Origin of the sequence: Mycobacterium sp. 29Ha (genome assembly GCF_032883055.1) — a bacterium.
GTDB classification, from domain to species: Bacteria; Actinomycetota; Actinomycetes; order Mycobacteriales; family Mycobacteriaceae; genus Mycobacterium; species Mycobacterium gallinarum.
In genome coordinates, this window is sequence record NZ_JAMQTI010000014.1 from 83,901 (window position 1) to 95,832 (window position 11,932).

At 65.0% G+C, this 11,932-nt stretch carries 15 protein-coding genes and 1 tRNA gene; 5 read left to right on the forward strand and 11 right to left on the reverse strand.

Going from position 1 to position 11,932, the window contains the following annotated elements; translation table 11 throughout:
* Positions 1-18 precede the first annotated feature (18 nt).
* From M1248_RS19050 to M1248_RS19060, 3 genes are read left to right on the forward strand one after another with little or no spacing between them, the layout of a single operon-like run.
* Positions 19-804 carry a DUF1295 domain-containing protein gene (locus M1248_RS19050; protein WP_317149380.1) on the forward strand — a complete coding sequence of 262 codons (786 nt, stop codon included), beginning with the start codon at positions 19-21 and terminating at the stop codon, positions 802-804.
* Positions 801-1,382 carry a sigma-70 family RNA polymerase sigma factor gene (locus M1248_RS19055; RefSeq protein ID WP_163730677.1) on the forward strand — a complete coding sequence of 194 codons (582 nt, stop codon included), beginning with the start codon at positions 801-803 and terminating at the stop codon, positions 1,380-1,382. The genes M1248_RS19050 and M1248_RS19055 overlap by 4 nt, the downstream gene beginning before the upstream one ends.
* Positions 1,379-2,098, forward strand: a complete 720-nt coding sequence (locus M1248_RS19060; protein WP_317149381.1) for an anti-sigma factor — start codon at positions 1,379-1,381, stop codon at positions 2,096-2,098. Before M1248_RS19055 ends, M1248_RS19060 begins: the two co-directional genes overlap by 4 nt.
* Here M1248_RS19060 and M1248_RS19065 read toward each other — a convergent pair.
* Positions 2,095-3,195: a glutamate--cysteine ligase gene (locus tag M1248_RS19065; RefSeq protein WP_317149382.1), complete on the reverse strand. Its 1,101-nt coding sequence runs from the start codon at positions 3,193-3,195 to the stop codon at positions 2,095-2,097. The two genes, M1248_RS19060 and M1248_RS19065, sit on opposite strands and share 4 nt — an antisense overlap.
* Before the next feature lie 172 nt (positions 3,196-3,367).
* On the opposite strand from M1248_RS19065, the gene M1248_RS19070 reads away from it, so the two are divergent.
* Positions 3,368-4,189 (forward strand): TIGR03621 family F420-dependent LLM class oxidoreductase, encoded by an 822-nt coding sequence (locus tag M1248_RS19070; RefSeq protein WP_317149383.1) that lies wholly within the window; start codon positions 3,368-3,370, stop codon positions 4,187-4,189.
* Here the strand turns inward: M1248_RS19070 and M1248_RS19075 are convergent, their stop codons facing one another.
* From M1248_RS19075 to M1248_RS19085, 3 genes are read right to left on the reverse strand one after another with little or no spacing between them, the layout of a single operon-like run.
* Positions 4,190-4,468, reverse strand: a complete 279-nt coding sequence (locus M1248_RS19075; protein ID WP_317149384.1) for a cytochrome C oxidase subunit IV family protein — start codon at positions 4,466-4,468, stop codon at positions 4,190-4,192.
* Positions 4,468-5,058, reverse strand: a complete 591-nt coding sequence (locus M1248_RS19080; protein WP_317149385.1) for a cytochrome c oxidase subunit 3 — start codon at positions 5,056-5,058, stop codon at positions 4,468-4,470. The genes M1248_RS19075 and M1248_RS19080 overlap by 1 nt, the downstream gene beginning before the upstream one ends.
* Positions 5,055-5,771 carry a hypothetical protein gene (locus M1248_RS19085; RefSeq protein WP_174262265.1) on the reverse strand — a complete coding sequence of 239 codons (717 nt, stop codon included), beginning with the start codon at positions 5,769-5,771 and terminating at the stop codon, positions 5,055-5,057. The genes M1248_RS19080 and M1248_RS19085 overlap by 4 nt, the downstream gene beginning before the upstream one ends.
* A gap of 118 nt (positions 5,772-5,889) precedes the next feature.
* Between M1248_RS19085 and M1248_RS19090 the strand changes: the two genes are divergently transcribed.
* Positions 5,890-5,962: transfer RNA gene (locus M1248_RS19090), tRNA-Arg, on the forward strand.
* A 359-nt stretch (positions 5,963-6,321) separates the two neighbouring features.
* Here the strand turns inward: M1248_RS19090 and M1248_RS19095 are convergent.
* From M1248_RS19095 to M1248_RS19125, 7 genes are all read right to left on the reverse strand, one after another.
* Positions 6,322-6,681, reverse strand: a complete 360-nt coding sequence (locus M1248_RS19095) for a hypothetical protein (RefSeq protein ID WP_317149386.1) — start codon at positions 6,679-6,681, stop codon at positions 6,322-6,324.
* Between the two features lie 406 nt (positions 6,682-7,087).
* On the reverse strand, positions 7,088-7,399 hold the full coding sequence (locus M1248_RS19100) for a hypothetical protein (RefSeq protein ID WP_317149387.1): 312 nt from the start codon (positions 7,397-7,399) through the stop codon (positions 7,088-7,090).
* 85 nt (positions 7,400-7,484) lie between these two features.
* Positions 7,485-8,630 (reverse strand): hypothetical protein, encoded by a 1,146-nt coding sequence (locus tag M1248_RS19105; protein ID WP_317149388.1) that lies wholly within the window; start codon positions 8,628-8,630, stop codon positions 7,485-7,487.
* A gap of 45 nt (positions 8,631-8,675) precedes the next feature.
* Entirely contained in the window at positions 8,676-8,855 is a 180-nt protein-coding gene (locus M1248_RS19110) for a helix-turn-helix domain-containing protein (protein WP_317149389.1), read from the reverse strand.
* A 355-nt stretch (positions 8,856-9,210) separates the two neighbouring features.
* Positions 9,211-10,308: a site-specific integrase gene (locus M1248_RS19115; RefSeq protein ID WP_317149450.1), complete on the reverse strand. Its 1,098-nt coding sequence runs from the start codon at positions 10,306-10,308 to the stop codon at positions 9,211-9,213.
* Between the two features lie 306 nt (positions 10,309-10,614).
* Entirely contained in the window at positions 10,615-11,145 is a 531-nt protein-coding gene (locus tag M1248_RS19120; RefSeq protein WP_317149390.1) for a hypothetical protein, read from the reverse strand.
* A 73-nt stretch (positions 11,146-11,218) separates the two neighbouring features.
* Entirely contained in the window at positions 11,219-11,923 is a 705-nt protein-coding gene (locus M1248_RS19125) for a Type 1 glutamine amidotransferase-like domain-containing protein (RefSeq protein ID WP_317149391.1), read from the reverse strand.
* Positions 11,924-11,932: the final 9 nt, after the last annotated feature.

The window sequence follows — 11,932 nt, forward strand, 5'->3', positions numbered from 1 at the left end:
GTTCGCCGGAGGCGGGCAATGAATCTCGTCGTCGTCTCCACGGCGTCGCTGGCCATCCTGGTCATCGTTCACACCGTCACCTTCCTGATCGGCCGCCGGATCGGGCGATACAACGTCGTCGACACCGCGTGGGGTCTGGGATTCGTCGCGGTGGCCGCCGTCGCTGCCGCCCTCGGCACGGGTGACGCGTTCCGGCGGGTCCTCCTACTGGCGCTCGTCGCGGTGTGGGGACTGCGACTCGCGTGGCACATGACGCTGAAATCGGCTGGTAAGGGCGAGGATCCACGCTACCGTGACCTGCTGCGCGGCGACTTCTCGGCGGGGCATGTGATCCGAAAGGTGTTCTTGATCCAGGGGGCGGCGACGTGGTTCGTCTCGTTGCCCCTTCAACTTTCGGCTGTCCTGGGTCCGACGCCGGCGTTGCTGCGCCCGGTGTTCGTCCTGGGTGTCGCCGTGTGGGCGCTCGGCTTGCTGTTCGAGGCCGTCGGCGATCACCAGCTGCGCCGCTTCAAGGCCGACCCGGCCAACCAGGGTGTCATCATGGACCGCGGACTGTGGGCGTGGACCCGGCATCCGAATTACTTCGGCGACGCATGTGTGTGGTGGGGACTGTGGCTGGCCAGCATCGCGGGCGCGATTTCGCTCGTCACCGTGCTGTCCCCGGTGCTCATGACCTACTTCCTGGTGTACGCCACCGGAGCCCGCCTCACCGAGAAGTACATGGCCAGTAGAAACGGCTTCGGCGAATACCGTTCGCGTACTTCATTTTTCGTACCGCGTCCACCTAGATCGCGAATACCATGACGCTAATTGCGCCGGTCGATAGGCTACGGCCTGTGACAAGGGACCTCGACGAGCTGCTCCGCCAAGTCGCCCGGCAGGACGTCGACGCGTTCGCGGAGTTCTACGATCAGACTCGGGCGCGGGTATACGGCCTGGTCACCCGAGTTTTGCGCGATCCCGGCTATAGCGAGGAGACCACGCAGGACATCTACCTGCAGGTATGGCGCACCGCGGATTCATACAATCCCGCCGCGGGGTCCCCGATGTCGTGGCTGATGACGCTCGCGCATCGTCGTGCCGTGGACCGGGTGCGCTCTGAGCAGGCCGCCGGTCAGCGCGAGTCCCGCTATGGCGCCGCCAATGTCGAGCCACCGTCCGACCAGGTCGCCGACTCGGTGATCCAGAGCGACGAGCATCGCCAGGTGGCCGAATGTCTCGGCTCACTGACCGATACTCAGCGAGAGGCCATTCACCTCGCCTACTACGACGGCCTGACCTACGTTCAGGTGTCCGAGCGGCTGTCGGCCAACCTCGCGACGATCAAATCGCGGATGCGCGATGCCATTCGCGGCCTACGCAGGTGTTTGGGGCTGACATGACTCAACCGATAGACGATTTGACCGCCCTTGCGACGCCGTATGCGTTGCACGCGATGTCCGAGGTTGAACGTGCCGACATCGACCGTCGTCTTGCGAGTGCACCGCCCGACGTGGCGCGCGCCTTCGGCGACGAAGTCCGTGCGGTGCGCGAAACCATGGCGGCGATATCGGCCGCCACCGCCGTCGAGCCGCCGAACGAACTCCGCGACCGTGTCCTCGCCGAAATCGGCAGGACGCCTGCCGTGGAGGCACCGGTGATCCCGATGAAACCCCGCGCGAAGCGGTGGCGCACGGCCGTGCTGGCCGCCGCGGCTGCATTGATCGTCGGACTCGGCGCCCTCGGCGTCGGCTTGGCGCTGCGGCCCCCACCGACGACCGCGGAGCAGATCTTCGCCGCACCGGATGTGCGGACCGTTTCCGGCGACATTCCCGGCGGCGGACGTGCGACGGTCGTCTTCTCCCGCGACAAAAACGCGGGCGTGCTGGTGATGAACAACGTCGCGCCGCCCCAAACCGGCACCGTCTACCAGATGTGGTTGATCAACGACGAGGGGCCGCATTCGGCGGGAACCATGGACGCGCAGGCCATCGCGCCGTCGACCACCGCGGTGCTGCCGGATCTGGACGGGTCGAGCACTCTGGCGTTCACCATCGAACCGGCCGGCGGTTCACTGATGCCGACCACGGCGCCCTTCGCGGCACTACCACTGACCTAGGTCCCCTCGAGAGTGGCCGCTGCGGCCTCGGCGATCACATCGGCGACGTCGTGACCCCGCTGCCACGCCCGCCGTTGGCGCATCGCCCCGTTGCCCTCCTCGGCGACGCGGTGCAGTTCGCCGCTGACGAGGTCGTAGTCGCCGACCGCCTCGAGCGCGGGCCGCACGTGCTCGACCAGGTTTTCCAACAACGATCGCGCAGGCGCACACTCGTGACCCCCGGCCAGGTCGAGCGCTTCGCCGTCGAGGCCGTCGCGCGCCGATTTCCAGTAGGCGGCCCGCAGGGCATGGGGTGCCAGCGGCGATACCGGTTGGCGCTGCCGCTCGTCGTCCAGCGCCGTCATCACCGCTCCGCGGATCAACGCCGCCAGCAGCACGGTCTCGGCGACCGTGGCCGGCACGTCGGCGACACGGACCTCGACAGTCGGAAAGTTCGCCGACGGCCGGACATCCCAATAGACCATCCCGTCGTCCAGCGCGGCGCCCACGCGAATGAGCATCTGCACGACGGCGTCGTACTCGTCGACGGAATCGAATGCCGGCGGCGGTCCCGCGCTCGGCCACCGCGCCCACAACACGCTGCGCCAGCTGGCGTAGCCGGTGTCGGTATTGCGGTAGATCGCGGAATTCGTGCTGAGCGAGAGCAGCAGCGGCAGCCACGGCCGCAGCCGGTTGCTGACCCGTACTGCGGCCTCACGGTTCGGCACGGCGACATGCACGTGGGCACCGCAGATGCCTTGTTCGTGCGCGATCATGCCGTGCCTTTCGGCGATCTTTCGGTAGCGCGGGGTGTCGGTGATCGGGAATTCGTGCGGCACGGTGGGCGGTAGTCCGACGGCCAGCAGCCGGGCGCCGCCGGCTTCGGCGGCCTCGGCCGTGATCCGGCGCAACCTGAACAGCTGGTCGGCGAGTTCGCGGGTGCCGCCGACAACGTCGGTGGCGGTTTCGACCTGGCAGCTGGTGAGCTCGAGCTGTAGCTTCACGCCGCGCTCGGCGGCGTGACCGGCGACCGTCTTGTTGACGGCGACCGGTTCGCCCGTTGCGGGATCGGCGAGCAGGAATTCCTCTTCTACGCCGATTGTGGGATGAGTGGCCATGGTGTGTTCGAGTCTGAAAATAGATCCGGCCCGTCGGAGGCTTGCTCACGACGGACCGGATCGGGGTGACAAGTCGGTGGTGGCGGGCTTCGGGTATCGAAGCCGGCGGCAGAATCATGCCCATTGCTGACACCGGCTAAACCCCGCCGAGCAGAACTTCTACGATCAGGCGATGGGCAGAGATTTCCGGTTCGGTGTCGGGCTGCAGGCTGCACGTCGGCAGAAGTCGGTCCAGGACTGGGCGCGCCGCGCGGAGGACATGGGATACGACATCATCCACATGGCCGACCACCTCTACACGACCGCACCGTTCCCGATGATGACGGCGATGGCGATGGCCACCGAGAGGCTGCGGGTCGGCACCTTTGTGCTGAACGCCGGCTTCTACCGGCCCGCACTACTGGCGCGTGACGTCATGTCGCTGCGCGACCTCAGCGGCGGCCGTTTCGATCTCGGCCTCGGCGCGGGGTACGTCAAAGAGGAGTTCGAGCAAGCCGAGCTGCCCTACCCCACGGCGGGTGAACGCGTCGCGTGGCTGCGTCACGTCACCGAGCACATGAACGAGCACGCCGCCGATGTGCCGATCCTCATCGCGGGCAACGGCGACAAGCTGCTGACCCTCGCCGCGCAGCAGGCGAACATCATCGGGCTGACGGGCGGTCACCCGATCATCGGCGGCGTGGATCCGCTCGCCGACCGCATCGCCTTCGTCCGCGAGGCCGCCGGCGACCGGTTCGACGAGCTCGAACTGAACCTGTCGGTGATCGCGCTGCCCACCGACAACTCGGGGGTTCCCGACCTGTCGCTGGTGAGGAGGTTCCTGCCGGACCTGTCCGAGGAAGAGATGCTGGCGACGCCCGCGGTGTTCTCGGGTACGCCGAGGGACATCGCCGACACCATTCGACACCTGCGCGACGCGTACGGGGTCACCTACATCACCGTGCAGCAGCAACACGGCGAGGAGTTCGCGAAGGTGATCGCCGAACTGCGCTAGTCACAGCCAGAGGTAGAGGCCCGACAGCACCGCCCACACGGCGAGGCAGTAGACCTCGAACAACACGCGCAACGGTATCGGCGCGTGGCGCAGTTCCATGAAGTCCAGGCCGACGAGGCGCACCTTGATCGCCGCGATGGCCAGGACGACGATCGCCACCATCGAGCCGGTGCCGTGATCGGCGCCGACTGCCCACGAGACGAGCGTCGCCGCCACGAGGATCAGCCATGAGAGGCCCGCGCGGTTGCGCACCAGCTGGAACACCGAAGGCCCCCGCATCAGCTCACCAGGTACAGCAGCGCGAACAGGAAGATCCACAGCAGGTCGACGAGGTGCCAGAAGCACGCGCCACCCTCGATGGCCGCCATCCGGGTGGTGCTGATGTCGTCGCGGCGCGTTTGCGTCAGCAGGAACCCCAGCACGCCGATGCCGACGCAGACGTGGAAGAGATGCAGTCCGGTCAGGATGAAGTAGTAGAGGAAGAAGTCGTTCGCACCGGGGCCGTGGCCGCTGGTTGCCAGCGACACATACTCATAGACCTTGAGGCCGATGAAGAGCAGGCCGAACGCGATCGCCGCCGAAACAGCTTTGGCGGCAATCGACTTCGCGCCTGCGCGGATCGCGCCGAGCGCCACGACGATGCACAGCGAGCTGGTGAGCAGGACCAGGGTGTTCGTGACGCCGACGCCGGTGTGCAGCGACGTGCGGGCGACGTCGAACAGCTCGGGCGCCTTGGCCCGCTCCACCATGAAGGTGACGAAGAAGACGCCGAACACGAGCATGTCGCCGAACAGGAACACCCATGTGCCGGACTCGGCGGGGATCCGCCGGGCGGATGGATCGCCCGGCGCCGTCGCAGCCGCCGTCACGGCGTTGCGGCCAGCCGGCTTTCGGCGGCTTCCTCCGCCTTGATGGACTTCAGCAGCACGACGGTGGTGCCGATCATCCAGACGATCAGGGCGAGACCCGGCAGGTAGTAGGAGAACACGCCATCCCATGCAAGCGGCCCCGTGTTCATGGCGATCACGACGCAGCCGGGGAGCGACAGCATGGCCACCCACAGGTTGAGGAAGCCGTACCAGCGCGGGAAGGTCGGGGGGTTGCCCTTGTCGGTGAACGAGGCGATCGCCAGCGTGAGGTTCTGCATGACGATGGTGCCGACGATGCCGATGAACCACAGCCAGAAGAAATCGCTGAACGCCTGGGTGATCTCCGGATCGCGCTGCCCGGCCCGAAATGCGGCCGCCGCCAACGCCATCAGCGAGAACATCATCGCCGGCGTGAAGATCGCGGCGGCCAGGATCTGGGTCAGGGTGAGCATGCCCCATTGCCCCTCGGCTCGCCGCAGGCGCAGCACGATCACCGCGTGGAACGGAATGGCGAGCGCGGCTGCGAGCAGTGCGCCGGCAAGCCCGAAACGGACCCAGAGGTTTTCGGTGGTCAGGAAGGCGTCGGTCTGCTCGGCCGTGTCCGATGGGGACATCGGCGGAAAGAGTTTTGCGATACCGGAAAAGCACACGCTGTAGAGGACGATCATCGCGGTCCCACACCATGCGCCGACGCGCTGCAACTTCAGCTCCACGGCTGAAGACGCTACGGTGCGGCGGGCCAATTCGGAAGAAGTTTTGTCAAATTTGCCAAAACCGAGATCTGGGCTGCCCAAGAGGTGGCGGTCCCGACCGGTAAGCTTCCTGCGGTCCGCCCCCGTAGCTCAGGGGATAGAGCACGGCTCTCCTAAAGCCGGTGTCGCAGGTTCGAATCCTGCCGGGGGCACCCTTGTTGTCGTTTGCTGTCACGACTTCGCCACTGCGTAGCGATGCTCTCGCTGTTAGCCAGTCTGACCGCCGATGCGGCCTCGTGCCCTAGCGCAGCCTCTCGTATGGCGTTCGCTGACACTCTGAGTCACTGCGACCCGATGCCGGGCGTGTTGCTGGTCGGCCACCGTGAGGGGCACAGTGGGTGTCGCTTCTGACATCTGAGCGGTTGATACAACGGGCGGCACAATGGGGTCGGTCGACCCAGTTTTCGACTCTTCGGCACAAACGTCGATTCGACGGCGAGTGATACGGGACCGGGTGCGCCTAGTGGTCGATTCCCGCCGCTGTGCTGCCCGCTGGCGGCGGCGTCGGCGGCTAGCCGGTGCCTCGGTTCTTCCAAGCGCGGCGGCTCGCCCTGGAGACTTTCCGGCGTTTCGGCGTCGACTCCGCAACTCTCGACACAACACCACGAGAGACATCGAGCGTTTCGACAATGGCCGTGACGCTATAGCCCAGGTTCAACAGCATTTTGATGCGCTTTGTGCGCGTGCGGCGCTGCTCGGCGGTGAGCTGGCGTGCGTTGTAGACCTTGCCGTTGGTGCCCCTGACTTTGGCGTAGGGCAACTCATCGCCTTTGCGCTCCAACCACACGGTGCTGTGCGAAACCCGGCGCTCTGCGGCCTCGGCGCGCTGCGACGGCCCTAAAGCGAATTCGCCTCGTACGACTTCACCCATGTGTCACCATCCCACCGTCTACTCCACTATACCCAGCTGTGTCAATGCCTCTGTGCGCGAAAACCGTTGGGGGACAACGGCGTCGAATTGTTCTACGGTCGTAGAAGAATTGTCTCCATGAATCTTGTTGTGCCGCAACGCATTCTTTGTACCCCCCATTGTATTAATATAGTTCCTTTTTTGATATCTAAGTTTCTCCCGACGGCCCGACGCGGCTCCAATGTGGCGATACCGCCGTCGGGTGTAACCCCAGAGGTCACGGAGCCGGTCACCCAGTTTCGGACAACCTCGGCGGCGGCGTCGGCGCTGACCGGCTCGTGCGGCATGAAGGTTTCATCAGGCCCCACCTCAACGCCGAACTGAGCCGTATATGCCCGCAGCACATCAAGATTGGTCGTCGCGGTAGTCATGGTGTCACCACCGAATCCTCGCGCTCTTGCGCCGCGAGCTGAGCCGCTTCGGCAGTCGCATAGAGGTGCACTGCGTCCAGGCCATCGAGTCCCGTGGCACTGCTGATCGCAGACATCGACCACCCATCCTGCCGGTAGCGAAGTTCCTCGCTGGTGATCACCAAACTCGGATCACCGTCTTGCGCAGCGGGATTCGTCCTCAAGATGGCGTAGACGCGCTCTGCTCCATCGTCGTCAACAACACAAGCGAGGTAACCCTCTGGCGTGCCGTCGTGGGCCTCTTTGTGCTGCCATTGCAGTGTGCTCATGATGTTCCTTTCAATCGTGGTGCTGTGGTGAGCTGAGTAGCCCGCAGGCGCAACGGATTTGGGGTGCCGTTACGCCGCCGCGCGTTCAGCCATTGCCTGTCGGTTTGTCAATCACGTTGGTCGCCAGCCACTTATCCAGAATCTTCTGCGCGTACCTCAAGTGTCGGATAGCTTCGAGAAGCTTCGCGACCTCATCTGGCGTGCCTTTGTGTTTGCCCAAATTCTTGAGGTGGTCTACCTCGTCGGCCACCTTGCACGTCAGCACCGCCAGATTGGCAGCACCCTTGAAAACGTCGCGCTGCCTCTGCCTCGGCGGCTTAACCCGACTGCTCGCGTAGCGCTTCCCATCGGTGCCGGTCACCGTGCGGGCTGGCTCGCGCACCACCGTCAGCTTGCGGCCAGGTGTCTCATTCGAGACAGGTGCCTCCGTGACGATCTCGGCGTCGATCACAGGTGCGACATTTGTCGCAGCTGCCTTCTCGCGGCGCACCGTCATCTCGCTGATTCCGGTAGCCGTCGCGATGGCGCGATTCGACAGACCGGCGTCGGCCAGTGACGACACCACCTCGCTGCGTTCCTCGCGGGGCAGGCGCAACCGCAGCGACCCGAACTCGGCGGCGCAGTACCCATCCCACGAGGGGTAGCCCAGTGCGGCCCACGCGCGTTCCGTGAACGCCTGTGCGATCTTCTCCCACAGCACTTCGGCATCGCGCTTGATCTCGTCGGTGAGCGCCCGCGCCGCCGCCTTGGTCAGCGGCTTGTCTGTCACATCGGGCACAGCAGGCGCGGCCTGCGCATCAGCCCCCGGTGTCACGGGCTCAGTCGCCCGCTGCGGCACGATCTCGGTAGGGGTGGTGTCAGCCGGTGCGGCTTTCTTGGCTCGCGCTTTGGCCAGCGCTGCGGCCACCGTGTCGGGCACGGGTTTGGTGTTGGCACCCGGTGGCGTCAGCCGTGCGACCTGCTCGTCGGTCAGCCTCACCGCGCGATAGCCGCGCGCCATGCGCCCGTACACCTTGCGGAACGCCGCTTCAGCGTCGGCCTTGGTGCCCCATGTGCGAACGGTGCCGACGCCGTCCGGTGGCCCCAGCGGCCCCGTCACTATCGACGCGAAGCCGCCGAACAGGTCGCAGTCAAGCCAGTAGGACAGATGGCCCTTTGAGTCCGTCTGTTCGATCACCCACGTCGCGGGTGGTGCGCCGCGCGGTTTGGCGTCGGCGGATTTGGTTGTCATTTCGCAGCCTTTCAAATGTGTTGGTGTGTTGGTTAATTCGCTGTATCAGCCTTTGATGTTCTCGAATAGCGCGATCAGATCCTCTTCTTTCACGCGCACGACTCGCGACGGCGGCGGTCCCAGCCGATAGGCCGCTAACTGTCCCTCGTCAACCAGTCGCCGAATGTGGCGCTTACTGACGCCCACCGCTTCGGCGGCGTCGGCCAGGCTGAGCATTCTTTGCATGATCCTGTTTCCTTTCCTGTCGTTGTCGGTGATGACATGAGACAGAAGCTACACCCGCCCGCAACCGCGAAACCCGTTGTGCCGCAACGGTAAACTGACGTAGCGAAGGAATCAGGAATATTGGCTACGGTAGCCACGGAAACACTCGTTTCCGCAGGTCGCGCCTCAACGCTCGGCTACGGTAGCCAAGGAAATTCGTTGTGTGATCTGCGTCACACCATGCCGAAACCGGCTCTCACAGCGGGGATTCGGGGCACTGAGGTGCGACAAATGACGCACCTGAGCCTGCGTGGCGGGCCATCGTGACGGCCCTGCCCGATGGTCTAATTTGCGACGACGGGCGCGAGCAGCGTGATCAGCCGGTGGCGCTATCAGCGTCCAGCGTGGCAGCCAAAGCGCTCAGAGCATGCGCAATGGCCCGGTCCTCACCGGAGGCGACGTGCTGATACCGGGCCGATGCTGACGCCGTGCTGTGCCCCATGCGCGCCTGTAGCGCAGCCTGAGAGGCGACTTTCGACGCTGTCGTCGCTGCGGTGTGTCGCAGATCGTGAATGCGCACACCCGATTTACCCACGGTGGCAACAGCTTCAGCGAAGTGATCGCGAAATGTGCGGTCGTTGTAGTGGCAGGCGTGCGGGGCACAGAACAGCAGCGCCTCGGGGTCGTCGTCCACAAACGCGGCGAGGTGGTCAGACAGGTCACCGACAATGTGCGGCGGCAGCGTCACTGTGCGGATACGGCCCGATTTCGGTGAGTCCACCCAGCATTGCTTGTTGCGGTGCGTGGCCGCGCGGCCTACGTGGATCACGGCGGCGTCGATGTCAATGTCTTTGCGCCGCAACTCGATAAGTTCACCCCACCGCAGGCCAGCCCACGCCATGATGAGCACGGCGGCTTTCAGTGGTGCCGGTCGAATGTTGATCGCGATCTTCGCTATCTCGTTGGGCGTCAACACGATTGCGGCCCGCTTGGTCGGCGTGTTCTGTGCCCCTCGGAGCTGGCACGGGTTGGCGGTGAGCAGCCCGTCAGCGACGGCGGTGCTCATAATCGCCCGCAACAAGCCGTAGGCGTGTGCCCGTCGTCGTGGAGTCGCTGAGCCCAGCCCGCTATGCCAGGTGCGCACGGTGGCCGGGGTGATCATCGCCAGCGGGACGGGGTGCAGCCGCCGCAGCGGTGCGGCGAGCAATTCCTCATAGCCCTGCCGGGTGCGCGGCTTGAGGTCACGCTGAGCTATCCACACCTTCGCGTACTCCCCGAACGTCTGCCCTCGTGCGGCCTGGGCGGCGGCTCGCACGCTCGGTGGGGTCCACTCGCCGCGCTCCAGCACTCGCCTCTCCTCAGCGACCCAGTGCTCGGCGTCCAGCTTCGACGTGAAGGTGTGCGGCGCGTAATGCCGCAGCAGATCGGGGCCGATATACGACGCCTGGTAGCGCTTGGACGGCAAGGCTTTCACCTTGCCCCAAGATCGTCGCGGGCGGCGTGTTCGCTGGGTCGTGCTCATGGTCGGTGCTCCCGTCGTGCCTTAGCTGTGCCCTATCTGTGCCCTCCAGTGTCACTCTGAGTCACTTGCTGTCAAGCGAGGCGGCGGGCATCAGTGCAGCTAGACGCGATATTACGCTGATAGACGGTTTGCTGTCGAGGGGCGTGCCGCAGGTTCGAATCCTGCCGGGGGCACAGCGCGACTATCTAATAATGGCTGCATGTTGCGGTCGCCGTACCGGGCTGTGCGCAGGCATATGGCGGCGCAGTAGAAGAGCGTCTAATCCGCAGGCAAGGTCGGTTTGGTCTCGGTTTGTGTTTCGACATGCAGCTGGTTTGCCCGCGTCCGCGCCTCCGCGACGTCTGCCTGCTTCCTGGCGTCAGCGGCCAGGGCTCGGGCTGCGGAGGCCAGCGACTCGGCTGCCACGGCTTCCGCCCGAGCACGCGCTTCCCTGATCATCTGCGGCCACTTGGATGAGCCGTGCAGCCTGAATTGGCCCATGCGCGACCGGAGGTTCCATCTCGTGGGGCCGCCGCCGGCAGTCTGCTCCTGGTACACACCCGGCTTCTGCTGATCCGCGTAATACTCGATCACGACCAACACGACGCCGGTCAGTACCAGCAGTGGCACAAAAAGCAGAGGGAGCGTGACCACGCCAGCCAGCCCGATGATCGTCAGCGGCACCGCGATCATCCCCGCGGCCCACGGATACTGATCAATCAATCCGAGGATGGTCGCTCGCAATGCGAACACCCGCGCAGCCCACAGCCGGCGATCCGGCCAACTACGGGCCAATCTCGAAAACTCCACGATCGATTCCTTCACTGAAGGTCGGCCACATCATTGTGACACGTTATGAGGGCATTGCGCCGGATCGGCGGAACTAATCGATTTTCGGGTGGAGCAGTGAATGCGCGATCCTTCCACGCTCTGAACGGAATTCGAGTGCGGGCCGTCGCAGCGACTCGATGGTGGCGTCCGGGTGCACGATGACTCCGCCACCAGAGGGGATCCCGAGCCCGGCGACTGTTCCGTCGAGCAGATGAATCGTGCGCGCCAGCCGCGCCCATCCGGCGTGCTCGTCATGTGTGTCGACGACCATGTGGACGAGCCCGAACACCTCGAACGGCGCCGCCGGCGCCGATGCCCACGTCTCGCCGACGCCATACCACCCCAGCTGCACCGCACCGGCTGAAATACCCACCAGCACAGCGCCTTTAGCGTGCCGGTCCAAGATCACGTCCTTCATGCCGGTTGCTTCGATCGTGGCCCAGCCACGCTGCACATCGCCCCCCGCCAGGACGATCAACTGTGCACACTCCAGAAATGCGCGGTCGGCCGGACCAAACGAGGAAACGATCATGCGTCGATCGGCGATTCCGATCGCATCCATCGCCGCTTCGAAGACTTCGTAGAAATCCATCCTGTCGCCGTTGGAGGCACCTACGTAAGCTGCGCGGATTGCAGTGTTCCGCGCGAAACCGTCGAGGGCCGCGTCCAGAACCAGTCGGCCGTTGCGCCTCCAGAACAGCAGCTGACTGTCGGCGAACAGATAGAGCGGCTGCAGTGTCGGCGCCGTCTCAGTCAAGCGCTTTCT

Bases quoted from the DNA above. Each gene is read 5' to 3' on its own strand.
- M1248_RS19100 (WP_317149387.1), bottom strand. From the start codon at position 7,399: ATGAGCACACTGCAATGGCAGCACAAAGAGGCCCACGACGGCACGCCA.
- M1248_RS19060 (WP_317149381.1), top strand. From the start codon at position 1,379: ATGACTCAACCGATAGACGATTTGACCGCCCTTGCGACGCCGTATGCG.
- M1248_RS19095 (WP_317149386.1), bottom strand. From the start codon at position 6,681: ATGGGTGAAGTCGTACGAGGCGAATTCGCTTTAGGGCCGTCGCAGCGC.
- M1248_RS19070 (WP_317149383.1), top strand. From the start codon at position 3,368: ATGGGCAGAGATTTCCGGTTCGGTGTCGGGCTGCAGGCTGCACGTCGG.
- M1248_RS19065 (WP_317149382.1), bottom strand. From the start codon at position 3,195: ATGGCCACTCATCCCACAATCGGCGTAGAAGAGGAATTCCTGCTCGCC.
- M1248_RS19105 (WP_317149388.1), bottom strand. From the start codon at position 8,630: ATGACAACCAAATCCGCCGACGCCAAACCGCGCGGCGCACCACCCGCG.
- M1248_RS19110 (WP_317149389.1), bottom strand. From the start codon at position 8,855: ATGCAAAGAATGCTCAGCCTGGCCGACGCCGCCGAAGCGGTGGGCGTC.
- M1248_RS19055 (WP_163730677.1), top strand. From the start codon at position 801: ATGACGCTAATTGCGCCGGTCGATAGGCTACGGCCTGTGACAAGGGAC.
- M1248_RS19050 (WP_317149380.1), top strand. From the start codon at position 19: ATGAATCTCGTCGTCGTCTCCACGGCGTCGCTGGCCATCCTGGTCATC.
- M1248_RS19075 (WP_317149384.1), bottom strand. From the start codon at position 4,468: ATGCGGGGGCCTTCGGTGTTCCAGCTGGTGCGCAACCGCGCGGGCCTC.